23 protein-coding genes are annotated in these 24,286 nt (G+C 67.0%); 13 read left to right on the forward strand and 10 right to left on the reverse strand.

Translation table 11 applies throughout. From position 1 onward, the window contains the following. The first annotated feature begins 450 nt into the window (after positions 1–450). On the forward strand, positions 451–3,450 hold the full coding sequence (locus tag JKL49_RS03120; protein WP_215338253.1) for a TonB-dependent receptor plug domain-containing protein: 3,000 nt from the start codon (positions 451–453) through the stop codon (positions 3,448–3,450). 96 nt (positions 3,451–3,546) lie between these two features. Here the strand turns inward: JKL49_RS03120 and JKL49_RS03125 are convergent, their stop codons facing one another. The 4 genes from JKL49_RS03125 to JKL49_RS03140 form a co-directional block, all read right to left on the reverse strand. After that, positions 3,547–3,936 carry a DUF6491 family protein gene (locus tag JKL49_RS03125; RefSeq protein ID WP_215338254.1) on the reverse strand — a complete coding sequence of 130 codons (390 nt, stop codon included), beginning with the start codon at positions 3,934–3,936 and terminating at the stop codon, positions 3,547–3,549. A gap of 169 nt (positions 3,937–4,105) precedes the next feature. Then, positions 4,106–5,917: a tRNA (5-methylaminomethyl-2-thiouridine)(34)-methyltransferase MnmC2 gene (gene mnmC2 / locus JKL49_RS03130; RefSeq protein WP_215338255.1), complete on the reverse strand. Its 1,812-nt coding sequence runs from the start codon at positions 5,915–5,917 to the stop codon at positions 4,106–4,108. Between the two features lie 71 nt (positions 5,918–5,988). Further along, positions 5,989–6,285 carry a hypothetical protein gene (locus JKL49_RS03135; RefSeq protein WP_215338256.1) on the reverse strand — a complete coding sequence of 99 codons (297 nt, stop codon included), beginning with the start codon at positions 6,283–6,285 and terminating at the stop codon, positions 5,989–5,991. A gap of 192 nt (positions 6,286–6,477) precedes the next feature. Then, the gene (locus tag JKL49_RS03140; RefSeq protein ID WP_215338257.1) at positions 6,478–6,765 is read right to left on the reverse strand and encodes a hypothetical protein; all 288 of its coding nucleotides are present in this window, start codon (positions 6,763–6,765) and stop codon (positions 6,478–6,480) included. A 253-nt stretch (positions 6,766–7,018) separates the two neighbouring features. Between JKL49_RS03140 and JKL49_RS03145 the strand changes: the two genes are divergently transcribed. Next, positions 7,019–7,909: an alpha/beta fold hydrolase gene (locus JKL49_RS03145; RefSeq protein WP_215338258.1), complete on the forward strand. Its 891-nt coding sequence runs from the start codon at positions 7,019–7,021 to the stop codon at positions 7,907–7,909. Here JKL49_RS03145 and JKL49_RS03150 read toward each other — a convergent pair. Beyond that, positions 7,898–8,818 carry a thioesterase family protein gene (locus JKL49_RS03150; protein ID WP_215338259.1) on the reverse strand — a complete coding sequence of 307 codons (921 nt, stop codon included), beginning with the start codon at positions 8,816–8,818 and terminating at the stop codon, positions 7,898–7,900. The two genes, JKL49_RS03145 and JKL49_RS03150, sit on opposite strands and share 12 nt — an antisense overlap. Before the next feature lie 166 nt (positions 8,819–8,984). Between JKL49_RS03150 and JKL49_RS03155 the strand changes: the two genes are divergently transcribed. Together JKL49_RS03155 and JKL49_RS03160 are read left to right on the forward strand one after the other, a co-directional pair. Further along, a complete protein-coding gene (locus JKL49_RS03155) occupies positions 8,985–9,797 on the forward strand; it encodes a cytochrome b/b6 domain-containing protein (protein WP_215338260.1) in 813 nt (270 codons plus the stop codon). Beyond that, on the forward strand, positions 9,794–10,564 hold the full coding sequence (locus tag JKL49_RS03160) for a molybdopterin-dependent oxidoreductase (RefSeq protein ID WP_215338261.1): 771 nt from the start codon (positions 9,794–9,796) through the stop codon (positions 10,562–10,564). The genes JKL49_RS03155 and JKL49_RS03160 overlap by 4 nt, the downstream gene beginning before the upstream one ends. Positions 10,565–10,571: 7 nt before the next feature. Here JKL49_RS03160 and JKL49_RS03165 read toward each other — a convergent pair whose 3' ends face one another. Further along, the gene (locus tag JKL49_RS03165) at positions 10,572–11,402 is read right to left on the reverse strand and encodes an acid phosphatase (protein ID WP_215338262.1); all 831 of its coding nucleotides are present in this window, start codon (positions 11,400–11,402) and stop codon (positions 10,572–10,574) included. 129 nt (positions 11,403–11,531) lie between these two features. Between JKL49_RS03165 and JKL49_RS03170 the strand changes: the two genes are divergently transcribed. Further along, entirely contained in the window at positions 11,532–11,891 is a 360-nt protein-coding gene (locus tag JKL49_RS03170) for a hypothetical protein (protein WP_215338263.1), read from the forward strand. A 39-nt stretch (positions 11,892–11,930) separates the two neighbouring features. On the opposite strand, the gene JKL49_RS03175 is transcribed toward JKL49_RS03170, so the two are convergent. Next, positions 11,931–13,001: a 1,9-bis(guanidino)-5-aza-nonane synthase gene (locus tag JKL49_RS03175; protein ID WP_215338264.1), complete on the reverse strand. Its 1,071-nt coding sequence runs from the start codon at positions 12,999–13,001 to the stop codon at positions 11,931–11,933. 96 nt (positions 13,002–13,097) lie between these two features. Next, the gene (locus JKL49_RS03180; protein WP_215338265.1) at positions 13,098–14,351 is read right to left on the reverse strand and encodes a type III PLP-dependent enzyme; all 1,254 of its coding nucleotides are present in this window, start codon (positions 14,349–14,351) and stop codon (positions 13,098–13,100) included. 380 nt (positions 14,352–14,731) lie between these two features. Here JKL49_RS03180 and phnC point away from each other — a divergent pair, with 380 nt between their 5' ends. From phnC to JKL49_RS03200, 4 genes are all read left to right on the forward strand, one after another. Further along, the gene (phnC, locus tag JKL49_RS03185; protein ID WP_215338266.1) at positions 14,732–15,526 is read left to right on the forward strand and encodes a phosphonate ABC transporter ATP-binding protein; all 795 of its coding nucleotides are present in this window, start codon (positions 14,732–14,734) and stop codon (positions 15,524–15,526) included. Further along, a complete protein-coding gene (gene phnD / locus JKL49_RS03190; protein ID WP_215338267.1) occupies positions 15,523–16,524 on the forward strand; it encodes a phosphate/phosphite/phosphonate ABC transporter substrate-binding protein in 1,002 nt (333 codons plus the stop codon). Before phnC ends, phnD begins: the two co-directional genes overlap by 4 nt. Continuing rightward, complete coding sequence (gene phnE / locus JKL49_RS03195) at positions 16,524–17,324, forward strand: phosphonate ABC transporter, permease protein PhnE (protein WP_215338268.1); 801 nt, start codon at positions 16,524–16,526, stop codon at positions 17,322–17,324. Before phnD ends, phnE begins: the two co-directional genes overlap by 1 nt. A 277-nt stretch (positions 17,325–17,601) precedes the next feature. Then, on the forward strand, positions 17,602–20,010 hold the full coding sequence (locus tag JKL49_RS03200) for a TonB-dependent receptor (protein ID WP_215338269.1): 2,409 nt from the start codon (positions 17,602–17,604) through the stop codon (positions 20,008–20,010). Positions 20,011–20,282: 272 nt separating this feature from the next. On the opposite strand, the gene arsH is transcribed toward JKL49_RS03200, so the two are convergent. Continuing rightward, positions 20,283–21,011, reverse strand: a complete 729-nt coding sequence (arsH, locus tag JKL49_RS03205) for an arsenical resistance protein ArsH (protein WP_215338270.1) — start codon at positions 21,009–21,011, stop codon at positions 20,283–20,285. Positions 21,012–21,090: 79 nt separating this feature from the next. Here arsH and JKL49_RS03210 point away from each other — a divergent pair, with 79 nt between their 5' ends. From JKL49_RS03210 to arsC, 4 genes are all read left to right on the forward strand, one after another. Beyond that, complete coding sequence (locus JKL49_RS03210; RefSeq protein ID WP_215338271.1) at positions 21,091–21,465, forward strand: ArsR/SmtB family transcription factor; 375 nt, start codon at positions 21,091–21,093, stop codon at positions 21,463–21,465. After that, entirely contained in the window at positions 21,462–21,884 is a 423-nt protein-coding gene (locus JKL49_RS03215; RefSeq protein ID WP_430700659.1) for an arsenate reductase ArsC, read from the forward strand. Before JKL49_RS03210 ends, JKL49_RS03215 begins: the two co-directional genes overlap by 4 nt. Before the next feature lie 164 nt (positions 21,885–22,048). Continuing rightward, positions 22,049–22,750 carry an MIP/aquaporin family protein gene (locus JKL49_RS03220; RefSeq protein ID WP_215338272.1) on the forward strand — a complete coding sequence of 234 codons (702 nt, stop codon included), beginning with the start codon at positions 22,049–22,051 and terminating at the stop codon, positions 22,748–22,750. Continuing rightward, positions 22,747–23,169 (forward strand): arsenate reductase (glutaredoxin), encoded by a 423-nt coding sequence (gene arsC / locus JKL49_RS03225; protein ID WP_215338273.1) that lies wholly within the window; start codon positions 22,747–22,749, stop codon positions 23,167–23,169. The genes JKL49_RS03220 and arsC overlap by 4 nt, the downstream gene beginning before the upstream one ends. Before the next feature lies 1 nt (position 23,170). Here the strand turns inward: arsC and JKL49_RS03230 are convergent, their stop codons facing one another. Next, positions 23,171–24,268 (reverse strand): glycosyltransferase family 4 protein, encoded by a 1,098-nt coding sequence (locus JKL49_RS03230; RefSeq protein WP_249778148.1) that lies wholly within the window; start codon positions 24,266–24,268, stop codon positions 23,171–23,173. Between the last annotated feature and the right edge of the window lie 18 nt (positions 24,269–24,286).

Below are 24,286 nucleotides of genomic sequence, written 5' to 3' on the forward strand. Positions count from 1 at the left end.
GATCGGCGTGGTTGACGGGGGCGTCATGTTCCGTAGCGGCGCCCTGCCTTTCACTTCTCCGGCCCGGCGCGTCTTTGATGCAACACCGCGGCGGCCCGCCAATGCTGCGGCGCACCCGCCCTCCGCCCACGCGTCGACGGCCGCGCTCAATTTGCACGCTAAGATGGGATATCGTTGGTATCCAAAAACGCAGGAACCCATTCTTGGCGGCAAATTCCGGGGAACGACCGCGCCTCCGGGCCTCGCCAAGTGCACAACCCTCTGTTTCAGAGAAGCCGGCCAAAAATCGCCAATTCCGGGGCTGCACAGTGCGCTGCAACACGTAACGGCGTTATGTTTCCCGCCCGAAAAATTTCTAGCGCCGCGCAGTCCTCCGTTGGATGATCGTTCCTTCACAAGAGTCAAAATTCGCCCACCGCAAAAAGGGCGTTCCTTGAGGGGGAAACCAAGTTGATTTTTAAAAGCAGATATTTCTGCGGCGGCTCCATGCTGTCCCTGGCGCTCGCCATCGGCGCGGCAGGCGCAGCCTCCGCCCAGACCGCGCAGCCCGCAGCGACCACGGTCGAAGAGGTCGTGGTCACCGGCTCATTCATCGCCGGAACATCGGAAAAGGCCGCTCAGCCGGTCGACGTGATCGGTGTGCAGGAACTGGCCAAGCAGGGCGCCCCTAGCGTCGTGCAGTTGGTCAAGACCCTGACCGCGGCGCAGTCCTCGCTTGGCGAAAGCAACCGCTACAACGGCGGCGCCGGCACCGCGTCCATCAACCTTCGCGGCCTCGGCTCGTCGCGCACCCTGGTGCTGATGAACGGTCGACGCCTCGCCGACACCACCGCGGCGGCCTTCCAGGGCGGCGGCCAGGACCTGAACTTCATGCCGACGGCCGCCATCGGCCGTATCGAGATCCTGAAGGACGGCGCGGCCGCCACCTACGGCTCCGACGCCGTGGCCGGGGTGGTGAACTTCATCACCCGCAAGGACCTCGACGGTTTCGAGTTCAACGGCAACTACGCCTTCATCAAGGACTCCGACGGCGACTACGACGCCAGCCTCGCCTACGGCAAGGTGTTCGACAACGGCAACGCCCTGATCACCGTCGGCTACCGCGCACGCGGTCGCCTGGACGCCCAGGATCGCGATTTCGCGGTCCGCCCGTTCGAGTCGGTGTTCTACGGCGGCTGGTCCGGCTCGGCGAGCCCGGGCTCCTACGGCACGGCTACCGGCGGCCCGCTGTTCCGCGACAACGGCTGTAATGTGCTTGGCTCCCAGGAACTGTCCGGCGGCCTCAAGCCGGTGGCCAGCGGCGGCGCGCTGTGCCGCTACCAGTTCAGCAACTTCAACGACCTGGTGAACGAAGAGCATCACTATCAGCTCTACGGCGAGGTCAACTTCGACCTGTCCGACAAGACCAGGTTCCACGCCGAAGTCGCCTGGAACCGCAACGATGTTCCTGATCAGCGCATCTCGCCCGCCAACCTCACCACCCAGTTCCCCACCGCCAACACCTCCGGCGCTCTCGTGGCGCCGGGCTTCAACAACCAGACGCGCTTCTTCGTCCCGGCCAGCAACCCCGGCCTGATCGCCCTGCGCACCAACTGCGCCGCGCCGCTCACCGCGGCCCAGTGCGCCGGCATGGCCGCGGGCGTCACCACCAGCCAGACCAGCTGGCGGCTGATCGGCGTCGAGGGCCATCCGCTCAATCCGGACGGCGCCGACCACCAGCAGGTCGAGCAGACCCAGTATCGGGTGTCCGCCGGCCTGAACGGTCGGTTCGAAGGCGGTCTCCTGGACGGCATCGGCTGGGACACCGCCCTGACCTTCATGGAGAACAAGGGCATCGCCACCACCAACGACCTGTTGGTGAACCGCATCCAGCGGGCCTTCAACGGCCTGGGCGGCGCGAACTGCAACTACACCACCGGCACCCCCGGGGTTGGAAACTGCAAGTATCTGAACCCCTTCAGCAATGGCATCGCCACCAGCGCCATCAACGGGAACACCAACCCGTACTACGTCGCTTCGGTCGCCAATGACCCTGAGATGAAGGCCTGGCTGTACGGCAAGTACACCAACGTCAACACCAACCAGATCCTGGTGTTCGACGCGGTGGTGAATAAGGAAACCGCCATCGCGCTGGCCGGCGGCAACATCGCCTGGGCGGCCGGGGTGCAGTATCGCTTCGATCGCAGCCAGGAAGACTGGTCCGATCTCGGTGACGTGCAGGCCACCCCCTGCGTCGACTCCATCGATGGACAACAGGGCCTTTGCCCCAATCCGGTGGGTCCCTTCGTCTTCTTCGGCGCCCAGAAGGACTTCGATGTTGACCGTCGCGTCGGCGCGACCTTCGCCGAAGTCAAGCTGCCGGTCCTCGACACCCTTGAGGTCAGCGGGGCGGTTCGCTACGAGAACTTCGGCGGCAATGTCGGCTCCACCACCAACCCGCGGATTTCCGCGCGCTGGCAGGCCATGGACTGGCTGGCCTTCCGCGGCTCGGCGGGCACCACCTTCCGTGCCCCGGGCCAGGCGGCCCTGACGCCCGGCAGCACCAAGGGCGTCCGCCAAGTCTCGGGCTCCTATCGCGCCGTGGTGACGGAGAACAACCCCTTCCTCGAGCCCGAAACCGCGACCACCGGCAACCTCGGTGTCCTGATCAGCGCCGGCGGCTTCAGCGCCTCCGTCGACTACTGGACCTTCGACTTCAAGAAGGAACTGATCGTCGAGGACGCGGCTCAACTGGTCGGGGCGATCAACGCCGCCAACTGCGCCAAGCCCGCCTTCGCGGCGCGCTTCGTCTTCATCGGCGGCGTCTGCAGCGGCGCCAACATGCTCCAGGCGACCATCAAGATCGTCAACGGTCAGGATACCAAGACCTCGGGCTATGACCTGCGCGGCCAGTACGAGTTCGACAACTTCTTCGGCATGGACTTGTTCGACACCAAGGTCACCGTGGGCGCCGAAGCCACTCTGACCAAGGAATACAAGCGCGGCGCCACCACCCTGTTTGAAGATCCCTCGATCACGATCGCCCCGGCGCTGGACCGGGCCGGCAAGCACGACCTGTCGGGCGAGTTCTACTCGTTCCCCAAGACCCGCGCCTCGGCCTTCGTCAATGTGGCGGGTGAGAACTGGAACCTGCGTTACCAACTGCTGTATCGCGAAGGCACCACCATCGCCTCGCCCGTTTGTGTGGGTGACGCGGGCGCCGGCGCTACCGCCGACTGCCGCTACAACTACGCCACCGGCGTCTATCAGAGCGTCGGCAAGCTGGATGACTACTTCCAGCACGACGTGAACCTGCAGATCAAACTGCCCTGGGAAACGACGGTCAATCTGAGCGTGCAGAACCTGCTCGATACGGACCCGCCCTTCGCCCAGAGCTTCTACAACTACGACGTCACCAACGGGAACCCGCTGGGCCGCGTCTTCAAGGTCGGCCTGAAGAAGAACTTCTAGTCCAGGCCAGCCCGGCGGCGGCCGACATCCCGCCGCCGGACCTGCCAACGCAACTGAAGGGCGTCGTCCAGCCGGACGGCGCCCTCTTTTTTTGGGTCAGGGACGGTCGCGGGACGGCAGGGCCGCGATTTCCTCGGGGGTCAGCTTGCGCAACCCGCGCACCTCGCACCGCTCGGTTCGTCCGAACGGGCCGCCGGCGATGATGGTGGCGTCCAGGGGCGAGCAGATGAAGGACGCGCCGCGTGACTTGATGGCGATCCTATTCTGGCTGGGCAGATCGGGGCAGACGCCCATCAGGTCCAGTTGATAGACGTCGCGCCCGCCAACCCGAATGTTTAGGGTCCTGTCGTCGACCACCGCGTAGTTGGAGACGTTTCGCGCCGAAAAGCAGGCCTTGGCTGGCTTGGCCGCAGGCGCGGCGCCGGCCGGACCGGCGGCCAGGGCGATCAGGGCGGCTGTCGCCAGCAGAAGGGCGTGGGGCGTCATGGTGTGGGTCCTCTAGAGCCTGATCCGTTGAGGTGGAATCGCTTCGCGATTCCGCCGATGCGGTGAATCAGGCTCCAGATTTAAGCGAGAGCATGATTCACGCTTCAGCCGGGACCGCTACGCGGTGCCGTCTAAAACGATCATGCTCTAGCGGCCGTCCCTTGGGCGACTATGCGTTAACGCCCGGGACGGAATTGCGGCCACGCCGCGCCGCGCGCCGGCTGAAGCGCGCCGGATCAACCAGTTCGGAGAGGCTGGCCGGCAGGGGGGACGGCGCGCCCAGCGCCAGGGCCGCCACATGCTCGGCCAGCAGGGGGGCGAGGCTGAACCCCCGAGACCCGAAGCCGCCCAGCAGGAAGAGCCCCGGCTCGGCCCCCGGCGCCGCGCCCGCCAGGGGCAGGCGGTCGGCGGTGGTGGCGCGTATGGCGGCGCGGCCCTCCAGCGGCGTGTCGGCGATCCGCGCGGCGAGGCTTGGCAAGGCGGCGGCGAGGGCGGCGCGGTTGCGGTCGTGGTCGGCGGCCCGCAGGTCGGTCGCCACATCGTCGCGGTCGTGGGTGGCGCCAAACAGCAGGCCGTCGCGGGTCGGCAGGACATAGCCCCCCCAGGCCGCGGCCGGGGCTTGCTCGCCACCTATTGTCCAGCTGGCCTGGCCGCGCACGGGCCGGATCTCCGGTTCGGGCCACAGAGTCTGGTGGCCGGTGGCGAGGATCACCGCCTCAGCCTCCGCGATGGTCTCGCCCTGAGCGCCGATCAGGCGCCAGACGTCGTCCTGCCAGGTCACGGCCGCGACGGTGGCCCGCCTGACCTCGCCGCACCAGGCGGCGAGCACGGCCGCGGGTTCGACAACCAGGGCGCCGGTGAGATCCAGAGCGGCCGGCGCGGTTTCCCCCATCCGGGCCGTGATCGCCTCGGCGTCGCTGAGGATCAGGGCGCCGGGCTCGAAGAGGTCGGCGGCTGCGATCTTGGCGAACCGCGCCAGGTCCCGGTCGCCGTCGGCCAACTGCAGGACGCCCCGGGTCACGATCGCGCCTGGGACGCCGCCGTACAGAGTCACGGCGCGCGCGTAGGCCTGGGCGAACAGGGCGGCCAGGGGGCCGAGGGCGGCGTCCAGCCGGGGGGTCACCAGGGCGGCGGGGTTGCCCGACGCGCCGGCCCCGGGCTGATCGGCCTCGATCAGCAGCGGCTCGCCGCCGAGCGCTCGCAGGGCGCGGGCCGCGCTGACCCCGGCGATCCCCGCGCCGACGATGGCCACCCGCCGCGCGGGCGCCGGATCGGGTTCGCCGGGCAGGACGGCCTCCAGCCGCTCGCGCTTGCGGCCGTGGCCCGGGCGCTTCTCCACCGTGAAGCCCGCCGCCTGCAGGCCGCGCCGCACGGCGCCGGCCACGGTGAAGGTCGCCGCCCGTGCGCCGGGCGCCGAACGCGCCGCGACAAGGGCCAGCAGCGCCTCGTCCCACATGCCGGGATTGAGAGCCGGGGAGAAGCCGTCGAGGAACCAGGCGTCGGCCTGACCCTGCCAACCCTCCAGGGCCTGGTGGGCGTCCATCACCGCCAGGTCCAGGGTGGCGGAGACCTCCGGCAGGTCGATCCGGTGGAAACCCCGCGCCTGGCCTGGCCAGCGGTCGGTCAGCCACTTCGCGAGATCGGCCAGTTCCGGCCAGGCGTCCAGCGCCCGGCGGGCCTCGTCGGGACGGAGAGGGTGGGCCTCAAGGCTGAAGATGTGCAGATGGGCGCCGGGCTTGGCGCTCGTGCGCCACAGGTGCAGCAGAGCCAGGATGTTAAGGCCGGTGCCGAAGCCCAGTTCTCCCACGACGAACCGATCTCGGGCAGCCCAGGCCTGGGGCATGCCGCAGCCCGCCAGGAAGACGGCGCGCGACTCGGCCAGGCCATCCTCCGTGGAGAAATAGACATCTCCGTACAGCCGCGAGCGCGGCTGGCCGTCATCGGCCCAGACAAGCGGTGAAGGCGTGGTTGGATCGCTCATGGGACCGGGCAACGAAAAGGGCCGCCCCCGGATGGGGACGGCCCTTCGTAAACGCAGATGCGTCGAGAAGCTTAGTGCTTCGCGGCTTCGGCGGCGGCGGCGGCCGGGGCGGCGGCGGCGGCGGCGGCGGGAGCAGCAGCCATGGCGGCGGCGTCAGCAGCGGCCGGAGCAGCGGCGGCGTCGGCGGCGGCGCCGGCGGCGGTGGCGGCGGCGTCGGTCGCGGTGGCGGCGGCGTCAGCAGCGGTGGCGGCCGATTCGGCGGCGGCGGGGGCTTCAGCGGCCTTTTCGGCGGGCTTGGAGCAGGCGGCGGCCGACAGGGCGGCGACGGCGACGGAGGCGACGAGCAGCTTACGAATGATGGAGGTCATGTCCCAGATCCTTAGATAAGTTGTTGAAAGCACCCAACGAGGCGCCCCCCGACGGGAAGGCCCCAACAGAGGGGAATATGCCTGGGTTCTCGGTGAGGGCAAGGCTCAGCTTCACCAGAACTTGATCAGGCGAAAAGAAAAGGACCGCCCCGAGGGACGGCCCTTCGTAGAACGCGGTGCGCTCGAGAAGTCTTACTTCTTCTCGGGAGCGGCCGGCGCCATGGCGGCGTCGGCGGCCGGGGCGGCGGCGGCGGGAGCCATCGCAGCGTCGGCGGCCGGAGCAGCGGCAGCGGCGTCGGTCGAAGCGGCGGCGGCGGCGTCCGTGGCGGTGGCGGCGGCGTCGGTCGCGGTGGCGGCGGCGTCGGTCGCTTCAGCAGCGGCGGCGTCGGCCTTTTCAGCGGGCTTGCCGCAGGCGGCGACGGAGAGGGCGGCGACGGCGGCGCCGGCGACGAGGAGCTTGCGAAGGAGTTCGGAGGTCATGCTGGTCCCCTAGGAAACGGAGTGAAGACGCGCCCGACTCGCCCCCGGATGGGAACGTCGCAAGCGCGAGAGACGAATATGCCGTGGTTCGCGCCGAGGGCAAGACTTTAATTCACGCTCTCGTGATCACTTTTCACCACCAAGCCCTCAACCTCTTGAAATTCCCCAATTTGGCGATCACGGCTCGCGTGAAGGCTTCGGTGTGGCCGGGCCCGTTTCAGCCGCTATATGGAGCCGTCGGAGGAGAACACCCATGACTGTTGCGGTCGCGCGCGAGCCTCGCGCAGTGCGGATCAACCTGCCCAGCCGGGGCGGAGAGATGTCGGCGCTGGAGTTCGGGCCCGCCGAGCGGCCGGTGGATATCGTCTTCACCCACGCCAACGGGTTCAATGCACGCACCTATGCCAGTCTCCTCGCCCCCCTGGCCGCCGACTTCCACATCCTGGCCATCGACCAGCGCGGTCATGGCCGTTCGGGCCTGACGCCGGACATCGAGGGGCGCACCTCCTGGTACGGCCTGCGAGACGACCTGTTGGCCCTGCTGGAGGCGCTGGACCTGAAGAATGTGGTGCTCGCCGGCCACTCCATGGGCGGCACCGCCAGCATCCTGGCCAGCGCCGAGGCGCCGCAACGGGTCAGGAGCCTGGTGATGTTCGACCCCGTTGTCCTGTCGCCTGAGGCGATCACCGCCAATACGGGCGGCGGACCGATCGAATCGCCGTTGGTCCAGGGCGCCCTGCGCCGCCGGGCGGTGTTCCCCAGCCGCGCGGCGGTCATCGAGGCCTATACGGGCCGCGGCGCCTTCAAGAGCTGGACGCCGGCCATGCTGGCCGACTACGTCGCCGACGGCTTCCGCGAGCGCCCCGACGGCGAGGTGGAGCTGACCTGCGCGCCGGAGTGGGAGGCCTCCAACTTCACCTCCCAGGCCCACGACACCTGGGACGCCTTCGCCCGGTCGACGGCGCCCATCACCATCTTCCGCGCCGAGAATGGCTCCACCTGCCGGGTGGAGGGCCATGAGGCGGAGCTCACCGCCTCGGGCCGGATCACCCTGCAGACCGTGCCGGGGACAACCCACTTCCTGCCCATGGAGCGGCCCGAGGTGGTGGAGACCGCGCTCAGGACCGCGGCGTCAAAGCCTTAGGCCGGGGGTGAGCTGGGCGCGGTAGGCCTCCTGGGCCGCCGCGCTGATGTCCACCACCTTGCGGGCGTCGAGGTCGAAGCTGATCACCACGGCCTCGGCGCTGCACCAAGGCCGGCCGCTGACCGGGTCCACCATCCAGTGCATCACGCGGCGGGTGCGCGGCTCGACCGCGGCGAATCCGGACCGTAGCTCGATGGAGTCCCCGGCCCGCGGCCAGCCCAGGTGCAGGACCCGGTATTCCAGAACCGCCCCACCGATGTTTGCAGGGGCCGCGCCGGGCAGGGGCTCCGGCCCAGGCCGGGTCTCGCCGAACAGCCGGTTCACCCCGTCCGACACCCGGCCGATGAACACCTCGCCTCTCATCCGGCCGAACACGTCGCACTCCGCAGGGGCGATTACCCCCAGGCCGATGCGGGTCAGGTTCAGCTCCAGGGCCTTGGCGTGGCTGGCCATGGCGTCGACCGGCGACAGGTCGAGCCCCCGCGCGGCGGCGAAGGTCGGGACCTCGACCAGCAGGGCCTGCGCCGCTTCCCGGATGCGGGCGGGCCAGGGGAAGGGACGCAGGTCGGCGCTGGTGACGTGGGAGACCACCACCTGGAAGCTGGCGGCGGGCTCGCCCGACAGGTGACGGATCACCAGCAGCAGGCGGGCGTCGGTCTCGCCGATCTCCACCACCCCGCCGGTCATGATCAGGCCGGCTCCGGCCCGGGCCTCGCGCAGGAAGCGGATATGCTGCTCTCGAACCACCAGGGTCGACTCGGTCCCGGCGGTGAAGGCGCGCGGCATGCCCAGCCGCGCGGCCAGGCCGGCGAGCCCCTCGAAGGACTTGGCCACCCAGAACCGGACGTTCAGGTGCCCCATCTCGTCGCATTCCCAGGTGTTGACCCCGCCGCCCCAGACCTCGATCACGCGTCCATCCCTTGCTTACCGGCGGCGAACTTATGGGAGGCGCCCTGTAACCAACAGGGGGTGGGCGACGAATTCCCCATTACGCTCAAGCTCTCGGGGTCGTCGCGCGCATCTCGCCGACGTGTCGGCCCTGTGCGAAGCTGAAGGCTGCAGGGAGGAACGCCATATGCCGCCGACGATGAAGGTGCTGGTCTACCGCCACAGCGTGGTCACCCGGGTGACCCACTGGATCAATGTCGTGTCCCTGACCCTGCTGCTGATGAGCGGCCTGCAGATCTTCAACGCCCACCCGGCCCTCTACTGGGGCAAGAAATCCACCTTCGCCGAACCTTGGGTCTCGATGACCTCGCAAGAGCGCGGCGACCGGATGATCGGCCTGACCAAGGTGGGTCCGCTGACCCTGGAGACCACCGGCCTGTTCGGGTTTTCCGGCGGTGAGAAGCGTGGCTTTCCCGCCTGGGCCACGGCGCCCAACTACCGCAGCCTGGCCGACGGGCGGCACTGGCACTTCTTCTTCGCCTGGCTCTTCGTGCTGAACGGCCTGGTCTATCTGTCGGCCAATACGCTCAGCGGCCATATCCGACGCGACCTGGTGCCCACCAAGGACGACTTGGCGCCGCGCAATCTCTGGCACGAGATCATCACCCACGCCCGGCTGCAGTTCCCGAAAGGCGAGGAGGCGCGGTCCTACAACGCCCTGCAGAAGCTGGCCTATGGCGGCATCGTGCTGATCATCCTGCCGCTGATGGTGCTGACGGGACTGACCATGTCGCCGGCCGTCGACGCGGGCCAGCCCTGGCTGCCGGCGGTGTTCGGCGGGCGACAGTCGGCGCGCACCCTCCACTTCATCTGCGCAGGCCTGATCACGGCCTTCGTCCTGGTTCACCTCGCCATGGTCCTGCTGTCAGGGGTCTGGAACAACCTGCGGTCCATGATCACCGGCCGTTACGCCATAGACGTCGAAGGAGACGCCCAATGAGCGCCGACACCCGCCGCGGATGGCTGAAGGGCGTGGCCGCCGGGGCCGCGGGCCTCTGGCTGACGGCCTGCAACAAGGTCAACGACAACAGCCATGTCCAGGCCACCCTGCAGAGCGCCGAGGGCCTGACGCGGCGCGCCCAACGCCTGCTGATCAGCCGCAAGGCCCTGGCCCAGGAGTTCACCGAGGCCGATATCTCCCGCGACTTCCGCGCCAACGGCTCCATCAGTCCGGGCGATCCGGAATACCGCAAGCTGCTGACCAGCGGCTTCGCTGACTATCGGCTGGTGGTGGACGGCCTCGTGGACAGGCCGCTCTCCCTCGACCTCGCCCAGATCCACGCCCTGAAATCCCGCACCCAGATCACCCGCCACGACTGCGTCGAGGGCTGGTCCAGCATCGGCAAGTGGAAGGGCGCGCGCCTGGGCCCCCTGCTGGACATGGCCGGCCTGAAGGAGGGCGCCCGATACATCGTCTTCCACTGCGCCGACAGTCTGGGCGGCGGTGGTCCCACCGGGCGGTATTACGAAAGCATCGACCTGATCGACGCCTACCACCCGCAGACCATCATGGCCTACGAGATGAACGGCGCCGTCCTGCCCGTGGCCCACGGTGCGCCCCTGCGGCTGCGGGTCGAACGGCATCTCGGCTATAAACACGCCAAGTACGTCATGCGCATCGAGGCGGTCGCCGACTTCGCCCACCTGGGCGCGGGCAAGGGCGGCTTCTGGGAAGACCGCGGTTACGAGTGGTACGCGGGGATCTGACCTCGCCTTACCACGGGGTCTTGGCGGTTTGCTCCGCCTCGGCCTTGCACATGGCCGCATCCGGCGTCGCGCCGGTCTTGCGCAGGGCCTCGAGTTCGGCCCGCACGCCCTCCATGTCGGCGCGGAAGGTCGGATTGCCGCGCCAGGTGGCCAGCAGGGCGCCGCCATTGGTCCGGCCGGCTTCGATGGCGCTGACGCTGTGGACGCCGCAGACCACCCGGCTCTCCCCGAAGGCGCGGCCGCGCACCAGGATCGGGGTGGCGCGGTCAGGCGCCATCTCCGCCAGGAACAAGGCCACGGCCCAGCCCCATGTGGCGTGGCCCGAGGGATAGTCGGGGCTGGCGGCCAGGGAGTCGCTCTTGGGCGTGCAGATGTTGCCGTCCCCGGCGATGATGTAGGGCCGCTGGCGCTTGAAGACGTCCTTGACGGCGGAGACCTCGCGGCTGGCGTCGATTCCCATCTTCGACAGCATGGCCATCAGCTTGGGCGTGGCCTCCGGCGACATCGGCGTCCCCACCGCGCAGCTGAAGTCCTTCAGCATGTTGGCGGGCAGGGACGGCACGTCGTTCTGGGCCAGCGACCAGCGCGGACCGCCCTCCAGGGCGCGGGTGGCCTTGAACACCGCCTGGTCCTGGGCCTCCCGGGCAGAGCCGGAGGCGGGCGCGGGCGGCAGGATGAGTGCCGCGTCCGGCCAGGTCTGGGGGTTCAGGTAGCCGGACGGCAGGGGCCTGGGGGCGGGCGCGGAGACGGCCGCCGGCGCGGGGGCGGGCTGGGCGATGGCGACGCCCGTGGCGGCCAGGACGGCCGTCAGGCTCAGTCCGATCAATATGCGCTGCATTTCCGGTCCCTCATGTGTCGACCATCATGTGCATACCCAATGACGGCGCAATGTCGAAGCCTGAGGCGCTTCTGGAAGTGCGTCGCCCGGGCGTCCTGGGGTAGGGTCGGAGAAACGTAAGGCCGACAGGTGGATCCGCTTCCGACCCCAGCCCCGCCCTCCGAGGTGGCCAATCCGCCGCGCGAGACGGCGCCGCGCAGGCTTGCGCTGATGCGCGCGCGGGCAGAACTGCTGCGCTGGCGGATCGTACCGCGGGTGCGAAAGCCCGGTCAGCGGCGGCGGCTCAGCCCCTGGCTACCGTTGCTCCCCGTCCTGGTTCTGCTGTCGCCGGCCCTGCTGCTGGCGGCCGGGATCGCGATCTTCCTGCCCCCGCCCTTCCGCCTCAATCCGGCGACGCTCATGGTGAACATGGGCCGGGTGATGATGGCCCTGAGCGGCGTGGGGTCCGACGAGCGCGCGCCGCCGGGAATAGGCGACCAGCGGCCGTGACGGCCGTCACCGCGCGCGCGACGACGGCCGATCTTGGTCTTACTTCGCGATCTTCTCGAAGAGCTTGGCCCAGCGGGGCTTGGTGCGGGTCTTCCAGGCGCCCCGGTGCCAGGCGTCGGACGCGATCAGCGGCACCACGGTGCTGGCCTCGGCGAACACCATCTGTTCCCAGGTGACGTCGACCTTGCCCCAGGAGCAGGCCTCCTTGAGCGTCGAGGACGAGCAGGCCCCGTCGCGCACGTCGGCCACCGTGATCTGGATGGCGTACTTGTGCATGTCGACCTCGTGGCCGAGGATTTCGGCGCAGACCACGGTGTCCTGGGCGAAGTTCTTGGGGACGCCGCCGCCCACCATGAACAGGCCGGTGGTGCCGGCCGCGATCTTCACATCGGTCAGCTCCCGGAAGTCGGCCACGGAGTCGATGGTCAGGTAGGGCTTGCCCGCCTTCATGTTCTCCACCTGGTGCTTCACCAGGCCAAAGCCGGCGGAAGAGTCGGTGAAGGCCGGGCAGAAGATCGGAATGTCCAGCTCATAGGCCGTCTCGATCAGCGAGCCCTTCTTCTTGGCGTTGCCGTCGGCCAGCCACTTGCCCATCTCCCAGATGAACTCACGGCTGGAATAGGGGCGCGGCTCCAGCATGTTGCAGAGCTGGAAGATCACCTCGTCGCAGTTCTGGAGCTCTTCCTCGTCGATATAGGTGTCGTAGATCCGGTCGATATAGAGGGCGCGCAGGTCGCGGTCGTCGACCGGATCCTGGGGCTTGGACTGGTAGTGCTTGAAGCCCAGGGCCTCGAAGAAATCCATGTCGACGATCGAGGCGCCGGTGGAGACCACGCAGTCGATCAGGCCGAACTTCAGCATGTCCCGGTAGATGTGCATGCAGCCGCCGGCGCTGGTGGAGCCGGCCAGCGTCAGCCAGGTCGAGCAGCCCTCGTCTTCCAGGGCCATGGTCAGGATGTCGGCGGCGCGCGCGGTGTCGCGGCTGGTGAAGCTCATCTGCCGCATCGAGTCGATGATCGGGCGGGCGTCGTACTGGTCGATGGCCACGTGCTCGACGGTGGTCGAGAGCAGCTCGGCCTTGCGGTTCGTGTTCTGAACGTCAGCGTTCATTCTCTTGATCCTTGAGAGTTTGAGCGCCCGTCCATGGAGAAGGGGCCCAGCCGGGACGGAGCGACCGGCTGGACCATCAACACGTAAACGCGACAGTTATTTCCGCCGGCGCTTCTTCCCGCGCGCCTTTGACAGCTTCACGACGTTGGCGGTGTCGGATTTCGGCACCGAGATCGAACGCTTGGCCAGGCCGAACATGGAGGCCATGGGGGCGTCGTTGACCTGGATGGTCTCGGCGTCGCCAAACCCGTTGAAGCGGGTGTTCATCGCCACGCCATAGGCGCCCAACATGCCGATCTCCACATAGTCACCCTCGCGGATGTCTTCCGGCAGCCAGAAGGGGCCCGGCATGTGGTCGAGGCTGTCGCAGGTCGGACCCCAGAAGCGGTAGGGCTTCAGGGCGCCTTCCACCTCCCGGGCCTCGCCGTCCTCGTTGCGGATCAGCTTGACCGGGAAAGGCCACTTGGTGTGGGCGGCGTCGAACAGCGAGCCGTAGGAGCCGTCATTGAGATAGAGCGCGTCGCCCTTGCGCAGCTCGACCTTGGTGAGGATCGAGGAGCCCTCGGCGACCAGCGCCCGGCCGGGTTCGCACCACAGTTCGGTGGTCTCGTGGACCATCATTTCGGCGAAGCCGCGGTCGATGGAGTCGACATAGTCGGCCAGGTCCGGGGGCACCATGCCGGGATAGACCGACGGGAAGCCGCCGCCCACGTCCACAACGTCGGCGAAGACGCCGGCGCGGACCAGGGCGCGGGAGGCCTGGGTCATGGCCGCCTGGTAGGCGGTAGGACGCATGCATTGGCTGCCGACGTGGAAGGAGACGCCCATCAGATCCTGGGTCGCCCGCCGGGCGGCGAGCAACAGGCCCGGCGCCTCGAAGGTGTCGACCCCGAACTTGCCCGACAGGGAATAGGCCGCGCCCTCGGCGGCGACCGCCAGACGGACGATCAGGTTCAGGTCCTTGGCGCCGCCCGTGGCGTCCATGATCTTGGCCAGCTCTTCGTGCGTATCGAGCGCGAAGGTGCGGACGCCGTGATCAAAATAGGCCTGGGAGATCGCCGACCGGCTTTTGACCGGATGCATGAAGGCCATGCGCGAGCCCGGCGCGAACTGGCTGACCAGTTCGATCTCCGGGATCGAAGCCACATCGAAGGAGGTCACCCCATTGGCCGCCAGGGTCTCGATGACCCATGGCGAAGGGTTCGCCTTAACTGCGTAGAAGACGTCGCCGCGAAAATTTTCCTGGAACCAGCGCGCCGCCGTGGCCACCGCGTCCGGTCGCGCTATTGCGACAGGACGTTCGGGGGACCGCTGACGGACCAGGTCCAGGGGTGTGTGATACGTGTGCAATTCACGTAACCCCCATTGGATTGTTGAACCTAGCCGGCGTTAGCAGCGCTTTTGAGGACTTCGGGTCCGCCGGAGCGCGGTGAAATAGGGGCATATCACCCCTGTGTAAAGCGGTTTGATTCCGCTGCGGTAAATCGCGCGCAAACCCTGACCGGGCCAAGGCTTGCAGAGGGGGTTGCGCTGCGAGTTTTGTGACAGTCGGCGGGGGATGGATTTGCCCGCTCCCTACCCATTCCTTGGCTCCCCGCGCCCAAGGCTCACCTCTGCGTTAACGGACGCTAGACCGGACGGCGGGCGCCGTGTCATGAAGTCGTCGCGACGGTCGGCGATGACGCATCTTCGGCCCTGGCCCGCGCCGAACCTGGGAAGCTTCTGCATTCATGTCTGACGCCGCCGTTCTGTCCGTACGGAACGCCTCGAAGAGCTTTGGCCCTCGTAAGGCGCTCGACGGCGTGTCCCTCAATGTTTCCCGCGGCGAGATGATCGCCCTGATCGGGCCCTCGGGTTCGGGCAAGTCGACCCTGCTGCGCTCCATCAGCGGGCTGCAGACCATCGACCAGGGCCCCGGCGTGATCGAGGCCTTCGGCGGTCCCGTGCAGTCCGGCGGCAAGATCAGCCGCAAGGTGCGCGAGACCCGCATCCGGGTCGGCTTCATCTTCCAGCAGTTCAACCTGGTGGGCCGGCTGACTCTGTTCACAAATGTGGCGCTCGGTTCGCTGGGCCGCATCCCCATGCTGCGGGGCACCTTCGGCGCTTGGCCGCAGGAGACCAAGGACGCGGTCATGGCCGCGCTGGCCCGGGTCGGCGTCGCCGACTACGCCGCCCAGCGCGCCAACACCCTTTCGGGCGGCCAGCAGCAGCGCGGCGCCATCGCGCGCGCTCTGGTGCAGAAGGCCAAGATCATCCTGGCCGACGAGCCGGTCGCCTCCCTCGACCCTGTTTCGGCCCGCAAGGTCATGGAACTGCTGGCCGACCTCAACGCCACCGACGGCCTCACCGTCGTCGTCACCCTGCATCAGGTCGACTACGCCCTGCGCTACTGCAAACGGGTGGTGGCCCTGAAGGCCGGCAAGGTGGTCTATGACGGCCCGATCGACGGCCTCGACCGCGCCCGCCTGATCGACATCTACGGTCCCGAATTCGAAGACGCCTTCTGGGAAGGAGCGCCGAAATGATCCGTCGCCATGTTCTTACCGCGCTAGCCGCGGCCCTGGCCCTGGCCGCCTGCGGTGAGAAGCCCGCGCAGAAGGCCGGCCCGCCCAAGGAACTGACCTTCTCGATCCTGTCGGCCGAGAACCAGGCCTCGATGCAGCCCCTATGGCAGCCGATGCTGGACGACATGTCCGAGCAGCTGGGCATCAAGGTGAAGCCCTACTTCGCCACCAACTACACCTCGCTGATCGAGGCCATGCGCTTCAATCAGGTGCAGGTGGGCTGGTTCTCCGCCCTGCCGGCCCTGGAGGCTGTGCGCCGCGCCGATGGCCAGGTGCTGGGCCGGGTCATCGATTCCGGCGGCGTCGACTCCTATGAGTCCGTGCTGATCGTGAAGAAGGGCAGCGGCATCACGCTGGACGACGTGCTGAAGTGCGGCAAGCGCTACTCGTTCGGGATCGGCGACGCCAAGTCGACCTCCGGCACGCTGGCGCCCATGACCTATCTGTTCTCGCCGCGCGGCATCGTGCCGGCCGAGTGCTTCAAGGGTGTTCGCTCCGCCAGCCACCAGACCAATGTCTTCTCGGTCGCCAATGGCGTGCTGGACGTGGCCACCAACAATTCCGTCGGCCTGGTCTTCGCCGGCCGCGAGAACCCCGAGGTCGCCGCCAAGATCGAGGTGATCTGGCGCTCTCCGCCCCTGCCGGAATCCTCCATCGTCGCCCGCAAGGATCTGGACCCCGCGATCCGCGAAAAGCTGCGCCAGTTCTTCCTGACCTATGGGACCGGGACCGGCCCCAAGGCCGACAAGCAGCGCGAGGTCCTCAAGGGCCTGGCCTATGGCGGCTTCCGCCCGGCCGACGACAGCTACCTCGATCCGATCCGCGAGATGGAGGCTTCCGAGGCGCTGGCCGACGCCAAGCATGGCGGCGACGCCGCCAAGATCGCCAAGGCCCAGGCCGCCTATGACGACATCCGCGCCAAGGCCGCTCAGCGCCGCGCCGTCAATCCGGACGTCTGATGACTCTTAAGGATCTCGCCCTGCGGCCGCCGAGCCGCACCCTGGCCCAGCGACTGCCCGACCTGCTGGTCTGGGGCGGGGTGATTGTCTTCCTGGCCATCAGCTTCGGCCCGGTGGAGATCAACCGCCTGCCCATGCTCTGGAGCAATTCGGAGAACATGCAGCAGTTCGGCCGCGACCTTCTGCGGCCCGACTTCACCAACTGGAAGCTTTACGTCGCCCAGATGTGGCTGACGGTGCAGATCGCGCTCTGGGGCACCTGCCTGGCGGTGTTCCTGGCCATTCCCTTCGGCCTGCTCTGCGCCCGCAACATCTCGCCGTCCTGGATTCAGCAGCCCATGCGCCTGCTGATGAACCTGCTGCGCTCGATCCCCGACCTGGTGATCGGCCTGCTGTTCATCGTCGCGGTGGGCCTGGGTCCCTTCGCCGGCGTCATGGCTTTGGCGCTGAACACCGGCGGCGTGCTGGCCAAGCTGTTCTCCGAGGCCGTGGAGTCCATCGACCGCGGACCGGTCGAGGGGGTGCGCGCCACCGGCGCCACACCCCTGCAGGAAGTCATCTGGGGGGTCATTCCACAAGTTGCGCCGTTGTGGAGTTCCTACGCGCTCTACCGGTTCGAATCCAACTCCCGCTCGGCGACCGTGCTGGGCCTGATCGGGGCGGGCGGGATCGGCCAGACCCTGTTTGAATCCCTGAACGGGTTCAACTATCCGCAGGTCTCCGCCATCGCCATCGTCATCGTCGTGGCGGTCACCTTGATCGACATGCTCAGCCAGACGATCCGCGCCCGCCTGCTCTAGGCTCAGGCGCCGGGGATTCCCCCTGCCGCGCTCGCCCGCGATCAGACCGTCCAGACTATAGTGTCAGGTGGCGCGGATTGCCGGCCTTTTTCCCCCGTGAGGGGAAGGGATTGCCGGTTTGCCACAGGTATTGGGCAATTCTGAACTGTCACAAATCCGCGTCCTTGCCGTCATTATCCAACCTTAAGAACTCCCTCGGGCGCTGAGACGTCCTCCGGGCCGGCCGCGCCGGCCCGTGAGCATGTCCGGACGGCCGAGAAATCAAGGGGATAAGTCTATGAAAAATCTGATGTCCACCGTGGCGTGGACCTGTCTCGCAGCCGTCATCGCGGCCCCCGCATTCGCTGCGGAAGCGGCTGACCAGGGACCGACCCTGGAGGAAATCACCGTCACGGCCACCAAGACCGAGACCAATCTGCAGCAGACGCCGATCGCGATCTCCGTCGTGACCGCGGCCTCCATGGACGACCGTCACGCCGACAGCCTGCTCAGCCTCCAGGACGGCGCCATTCCCTCGCTGCGCGTGGCCACCTTTGAGGCCCGTCAATCGGCTCTGACCGTCGGCATTCGGGGCATCGTGCCCTTCGACGCCAACCAGACCGCTCGCGACCAGGGCGTTGGCGTCTATATCGACGGTGTCTATCTCGGCCGTCAGCAGGGCCTGAACGCCGCCCTGTTCGACCTTGAGCGCATTGAAGTTCTGCGCGGTCCTCAGGGCACGCTGTTTGGCCGCAACACCGAAGGCGGCGCTCTGAACATCGTCACGAAGCTCCCGTCGGGCAAGTTCGGCGGTCGTTTCTCCATGGGCGCCGGAAACCTTGGGTCCTACAACGCCGAAGTCCACCAGGACTTCGAGGAGTTCAACGGCATCTCGGTCAAGGTTGACGGCCTGATCCAGCATCAAGGGCCGATCACCAAGAACCCCCTGAGCGGCCAGGCCGGCTGGGGTCAGTATGATCGCCAGGGCGGCCGCATCTCGGTGCTCTATAATCCCACCGACGCCTTCAGCGCTGAGCTCACCGCCGACTATGCTCACGACGCCAACACCCCGATTTTCAGCCAACTGATCAGCTACAACCCCTACGGCAAGCGCGTTCGCACCCTTGCCGAAGTGACGGCTGGCCCGTCCAGCGCTCCCGCCGGCACGATCAACCCGCTTGCGCCCCTGGTGAAGGTCCACACCGATCGCCAGTCCGTGTCCGACATCGGCACGATCCAACAGCCCAGCATCGACGAGACGGGCGGCGCCTCGCTCATCATGAAGTACAAGGTCTCTCCGGACCTGGAGCTTCGCTCGATCACCGCGGGCCGCGCCGTCGGCACCAACCAGTGGGACAACTCGGGCATCGAATCCCGCAACGTCTTCGCGCCCAACGGCAACTTCGGCCGTTACAGCCTGTCGGACCTCTATCAGCGCCAGTTCAGCCAGGAATTCCAGGCCGTCGGCAACTTCGGTGACAATCTCACCTACGTGGGGGGCCTCTACTATTTCAAGGAACACGTGAAGGAATCGGCCGCTACGCCGCTGACCAACACCTGGAACGCCGACGGCACCAACTACGTGATCCGCAACCCCTACGGCACCTCAAAGGCCGGTTCGACCACGGCTGGCTGGGAACGCGGCACGCGGTTCATTCAGCGCGCCAGCTTCGCGGACGCCACCAGCTTCGCGATCTACGGCCAGGGCACCTACACGCCGCCCTCCATGGATGCCCTGCATGTGACGGTCGGTGGCCGTTTCACCAAGGACAAGCGGGATGGCACGCTCTACACCGTCGCCGGCAAGGCGACGAACTTCCCGTTCACCTACGACAAGTCCCGCTTCGACCCGCTGATCAACATCTCCTATGACGCCGCTGACGGCATCAGCCTGTATGCGAAGTACTCCACCGGTTACCGCGCGGGTGGGGCCAACAGCCGCTCGGCCACCTTCCAGGCTTTCGACGCCGAAGAGGTCAAGGCTTACGAGCTCGGCGCCAAGATGGACCTTCTGGACCGTCGCCTTCGCGTGAACCTGGCCGCCTATGCCATGGATCGTGACAACACCCAGATCGACTTCGACAGCGTTGATACAACGCCTGGAAGTCCGACCCAGGGCGCTCACACCGAGGAAACCAAGAATTCGTCGGGCACGTCCAAGATCAAGGGCTTTGAAGCCGACATCACCGCCAGGGTCTCCGAAGCCATGACCATCGGCTTCTCCTATGCCTATACCGACGTGGAAATTCCTTCGGCTCCGTTCCCCTTCGCCGGCAACAACTTCATCGCCCTTGGCGTGCCCTTCCCCGTGAAGGCGGTCTATACGCCCCCGAACGCGGCCTCGGCCTATATCGACTATGAAATGCCGGTGGGTGAAATGACCCTCCGCACCCACCTCGACGCCAACTATGCCGACGCCCAGTACTCCTTCCAGACGGAGTTTGCGGACACCTCCCCGACCGCGGTTCTGTTCCAGAACGTCGCTCAGAAGGGTGACTCCAGCTTCATCGTCAACGCCAGTGCGACCTTGGCGGACATCAATATCGGTGGCAGCGGAGCGACTGCGGCGCTTTCGGTCTGGAGCCGTAACCTGTTTGATACGACCTATGTCTACCGCGTCTCCGTCGCCAACCGCGGCTCGATCGGTGACTACGGCAACCTCAATACGCCCCGTACCTACGGCCTGGAACTGCGCGTAAAGTACTAGGGCCTGACCACGGTCCTGAAATAGCGAAGGGCGGCGCTGCAAGGCGCCGCCCTTTTTTTCGACCTGAGCGCCAGCGCGATAGCTCCGTCACCGGGGAACCTGGCGTGATCGCGCCAAGGCGGAACGTGGACGCCTCCTCAGCCCTTCGGGGGTCGCGGTAACTTCATTGCCTAGAGCCTGATGGCTTCTCTCGAAGCCTGAATCAGGCTCTAAACTATTGAATCTAGAGCACGATTCAACGATCAGACGATTCTGTCTGATCGCATCGTGCTCTAGGCGTCGGACGCTTGCAGGGCGCCGCTCAGAATCGCCGACACCTCCGCCGTAACCCGGCCGTCGGCCTTCCGCTCGCTGTAGCGGTCCACGAGGTAGTCGGAGCGATCACGTGTCAGGAGGGTGAACTTCACAAGTTCCTCCATGACGTCCACCACACGGTCATAATAGGCCGAAGGCTTCATGCGCCCGGCCTCGTCGAACTCCTGATAGGCCTTGGCCACCGAGGACTGGTTCGGGATGGTGATCATCCGCATCCAGCGGCCCAACAAGCGCAGCGTGTTCACTGCGTTGAACGACTGCGAACCCCCGCTCACCTGCATCACGGCCAGGGTGCGGCCCTGGGTCGGGCGGACGCTGCCGATCTCCAGCGGGATCCAGTCGATCTGCGCCTTCATGATACCCGTGATCGCCCCATGCCGCTCAGGGCTGCACCAGACCTGACCCTCCGACCAGAGTGAGAGCGCGCGCAGCTCCTGCACCTTGGGATGGTCGGGCGATACGGCGTCGGGCAGGGGCAGGTCGCGCGGATCGAAAATCCGGGTCTCCGCGCCCAATTGTTGGAGAATGCGCGCGGCTTCCTCGGTCAGGAGCCGACTGAAGGATCGCTCCCTCAGAGAGCCGTAGAGCAGCAGAATTCGTGGCGGATGGCGCGACGGCGCCGGCTCCAGCTTTCGCCAATCAGGAAGGTCAAGAAACTGCGGCTGCAGGGCGGGCAAATCGGTCACTCTGAAAACGGTCCTCTTGTCGGGGTCGCCACGGCGCCCATCTCTTTCAATCGTCGTATATTTCAACTAGGTTGGAAATATGGAACTGAAGTCCGCCACCGCAAGCCTCTCCGCTCTCGGCCATGAGGGAAGGCTTTCGATCTTCCGCATGCTGGTTCAGGCGGGTGCGCCTGGCGTAGCGGCCGGCGACATCGCCCGGCGCATGGAGGTGTCGCCAAGCACCCTCTCGGCCAACCTGAACATCCTCAGCCATGCAGGCCTGATCAATTCGCGGCGGGACGGTCGGTCGATCATCTACACCGCCAACTACGACAACATGCGTGGCCTGCTGGCCTTCCTCATGGAGGATTGTTGCGACGGCTCGCCGGAAATCTGCGGTCCGCTCTCGGAGATCGTGGAGCGAGCCGCCTGCTGCGCGAATGAGAACACCAAAGCCCTGGAGACGCTCTCATGACCCGTCTTGATCCGACCAAACCCTTCAATGTGCTGTTTCTCTGCACCGGGAATTCGGCCCGATCCATTCTCGCGGAATCGATCATGAACCGCGTCGGGGCCGGCAAATTCAAAGCCTACTCGGCAGGCTCGATGCCGGCGGGCAAGGTCAACCCCTTCGCGCTCACCCTGCTTCAGCGCCTGAACTATCCGACCGGCGACCTGCGATCCAAAGCCTGGGAGGAGTTCTCGCGCCCGACCAATCCAGATGCGCCTGATCTCGATTTCGTCTTCACCGTCTGTGACAACGCCGCTGGGGAGGTCTGCCCCATTTGGCCCGGCCAGCCGATGAGCGCCCATTGGGGCCTGCCGGCCCGGCGGCGGTTGAGGGCTCGGATGCGGAGAAGACTATCGCCTTTGCCGATGCATATCGGATGCTGAACAACCGGATCAGCATCTTCGTGAACCTACCGATCACCTCTCTCGACAGCCTCTCGCTGCAAAAGCACCTCGATCAGATCGGAAAGACCCAAGGTGCGCCCGAGCCGAGCGCTGGATGAGCCACCCCGATCCGGCGAACCGAGAGAGCACACCGAGACCGCGCTATGACTGACGCCAGCCTGGAGCCGCCACTGGAGCCCATCAGCATCTCTCGCCGGCTCGTGGCCGAACTGCTCGGCACGGCCCTGCTGTTGGCCATCGTCATCGGTTCCGGGATCATGGGAGAGCGGCTGGCGGGCGGCAATGATGCGATCGCCCTTCTGGGAAACACGCTCTCCACCGGCGCCGGGCTTGTCGTGCTGATCACGGTGTTTGGCCCGCTCTCCGGTGCGCATTTCAATCCGGCCGTGACCCTGGTGTTCGCCGCACGCCGGGAACTGAGTTGGAGTTCCGCAACCGCTTACATCGCCGTCCAGGTGATCGGCGCGATCGCTGGCGCGTGGGTGGCCCATCTGATGTTTGGGGAGCAGGTGCTGCAACTTTCCCAGAAGCTCCGCGACGGCCCTGCCCAGGCTCTGTCGGAGGCTGTCGCAACCTTCGGGCTTGTCGCCACCATACTCGGATCGATCCGGTTCAAGCCGGAGGCGACGCCGATGATGGTCGGGCTCTACATCACCTCGGCCTATTGGTTCACCGCCTCGACCTCCTTCGCCAATCCGGCGGTCACCGTGGCGCGCAGCCTGTCCAACACCTTCGCGGGCATCGCGCCAAGCTCCGCCCCCGCATTCATCGCCGCTCAGCTTGTTGGCGCGGCCCTTGCCGCCCTCCTGTTCGGGTGGCTTCTCAATGAGACGAAACGGCCGTGACCGACGATTTCCCGATCACCATCTTCCACAATCCGGCGTGCGGAACGTCCCGCAACGCTCTGGCGATGATCCGCTCGGCTGGATACGAGCCCACGGTGGTGGAGTATCTGGACGCGGGCTGGACGCGGTCGCAGCTGCTTGACCTGTTTCATCGCGCCGGATCTCAGGTCCGCGCTTTCATTCGCGAGAAGGGCACGCCCGCCGCTGAACTCGGGCTTCTTGGCCAAGACGTCCCGGAAGAGACCATTCTCCAAGCGATGATCGATCATCCGGTGGTGGTGAACCGCCCGATCGTCGTCACCCCCAAGGGGGTGAAGCTCTGCCGACCGTCCGAGGTCGTGCTCGATCTCCTAGAAAATCAGCCCGACAGCTTCACCAAGGAGGACGGCGAGATCGTGCGCCTGAAGCCTTCGGCCTAGATCAGGCCGCCTCGGGCCTGCGCCGCCGCACCCGCGCCAGACGGCGCAGCCGTCGCCAGAACCGGGTCTTCTCGGGCTCGGGGTAGGGCTGGAGGTTGCGCACGAAGTCCTCGGCGCAGGCGCGCCAGGAGAAGCCCTCTGCGAAGGCGCGGACCTTTTTGCGGTCCAGCTTCAGGGCTTCGAGACAGGCCTCGCGCAGGCCCTCGGTGGCGCTGCCGGCCAGGACGCCGGCGTTGCTGCCCGGGATGATGTCGATAGGCCCCGGCGCCGGATAGGCCGCCACGGGCGTGCCGGCGCCCATGGCCTCCAGGATCACCAGGCCGAAGGTGTCGGTGAGCGAGGGGAAGACAAAGCAGTCGGCGCAGGCGAAGTGGGCGGCCAGTTCCTCGCCCATCTTGAAGCCGCGGAACACCACCTCCGGGTACTTGGCCTTCAGCTCCTCGGTCTGCGGGCCATCACCCACCACCACCTTGGTGCCGGGCAGGTCCAGGCCCAGGAAGGCCTCGATGTTCTTCTCCACCGCCACCCGGCCCACCGACAGGAAGACCGGCCGCGCGAGACCCTCGTAGACGTCGGGTTCCCCCTCGCCCCGCGGGCGGAAGGCCTCGGTGTCGACGCCGCGCGACCAGGCGGTGATGTTGCGGAAGCCATGATGCTCCAGCTCGTCGCGCATGGTCGGCGTGGCCACCATCAGGCGGCCCGACGGCTTGTGGAACCACCTCATGTAGGCGTAGCCGGCGGCCAGGGGCAGCGGCAGGCGGGCCGAGACATATTCCGGGAACCGGGTGTGGTAGCTGGTGGTGAAGGGCAGCTTCCATTCCACGCAAATTCGGCGCGCCGCCAGGCCCAGGGGCCCCTCGGTGGCGATGTGGATGGCCTCGGGCTCGAAGGCCTTGAAACGCTCCTGCACCGGCTCGTAGGTGCCCACGGCCACCTTGATCTCGGCATAGGTGGGCAGGGGGAAGGTCTTGAACTGGTCGGGGCTGATCACCTCGACCGAGTGGCCCATCTCCCGCATCTCCTTGATGACGCGGGTGAGGGTGCGGACCACGCCGTTCACCTGCGGCTCCCAGGCGTCGGTCACCACCATGATGCGCATGGGCTTGAGGCTATCGCG

Source organism: Phenylobacterium glaciei (assembly GCF_016772415.1).
GTDB classification, from domain to species: domain Bacteria; phylum Pseudomonadota; class Alphaproteobacteria; order Caulobacterales; family Caulobacteraceae; genus Phenylobacterium; species Phenylobacterium glaciei.

What these genes read in the sequence shown, in the direction of transcription:
- phnD (WP_215338267.1), top strand. Translation starts at nt 15,523, where the DNA reads ATGATCCGTCGCCATGTTCTTACCGCGCTAGCCGCGGCCCTGGCCCTG.
- JKL49_RS03230 (WP_249778148.1), bottom strand. Translation starts at nt 24,268, where the DNA reads ATGCGCATCATGGTGGTGACCGACGCCTGGGAGCCGCAGGTGAACGGC.
- JKL49_RS03155 (WP_215338260.1), top strand. Translation starts at nt 8,985, where the DNA reads ATGCCGCCGACGATGAAGGTGCTGGTCTACCGCCACAGCGTGGTCACC.
- JKL49_RS03215 (WP_430700659.1), top strand. Translation starts at nt 21,462, where the DNA reads ATGACCCGTCTTGATCCGACCAAACCCTTCAATGTGCTGTTTCTCTGC.
- mnmC2 (WP_215338255.1), bottom strand. Translation starts at nt 5,917, where the DNA reads ATGAGCGATCCAACCACGCCTTCACCGCTTGTCTGGGCCGATGACGGC.
- JKL49_RS03165 (WP_215338262.1), bottom strand. Translation starts at nt 11,402, where the DNA reads ATGCAGCGCATATTGATCGGACTGAGCCTGACGGCCGTCCTGGCCGCC.
- JKL49_RS03125 (WP_215338254.1), bottom strand. Translation starts at nt 3,936, where the DNA reads ATGACGCCCCACGCCCTTCTGCTGGCGACAGCCGCCCTGATCGCCCTG.
- JKL49_RS03210 (WP_215338271.1), top strand. Translation starts at nt 21,091, where the DNA reads ATGGAACTGAAGTCCGCCACCGCAAGCCTCTCCGCTCTCGGCCATGAG.
- JKL49_RS03200 (WP_215338269.1), top strand. Translation starts at nt 17,602, where the DNA reads ATGAAAAATCTGATGTCCACCGTGGCGTGGACCTGTCTCGCAGCCGTC.
- phnE (WP_215338268.1), top strand. Translation starts at nt 16,524, where the DNA reads ATGACTCTTAAGGATCTCGCCCTGCGGCCGCCGAGCCGCACCCTGGCC.
- JKL49_RS03175 (WP_215338264.1), bottom strand. Translation starts at nt 13,001, where the DNA reads ATGAACGCTGACGTTCAGAACACGAACCGCAAGGCCGAGCTGCTCTCG.
- JKL49_RS03140 (WP_215338257.1), bottom strand. Translation starts at nt 6,765, where the DNA reads ATGACCTCCGAACTCCTTCGCAAGCTCCTCGTCGCCGGCGCCGCCGTC.
- JKL49_RS03145 (WP_215338258.1), top strand. Translation starts at nt 7,019, where the DNA reads ATGACTGTTGCGGTCGCGCGCGAGCCTCGCGCAGTGCGGATCAACCTG.
- JKL49_RS03220 (WP_215338272.1), top strand. Translation starts at nt 22,049, where the DNA reads ATGACTGACGCCAGCCTGGAGCCGCCACTGGAGCCCATCAGCATCTCT.
- JKL49_RS03160 (WP_215338261.1), top strand. Translation starts at nt 9,794, where the DNA reads ATGAGCGCCGACACCCGCCGCGGATGGCTGAAGGGCGTGGCCGCCGGG.
- phnC (WP_215338266.1), top strand. Translation starts at nt 14,732, where the DNA reads ATGTCTGACGCCGCCGTTCTGTCCGTACGGAACGCCTCGAAGAGCTTT.
- JKL49_RS03135 (WP_215338256.1), bottom strand. Translation starts at nt 6,285, where the DNA reads ATGACCTCCATCATTCGTAAGCTGCTCGTCGCCTCCGTCGCCGTCGCC.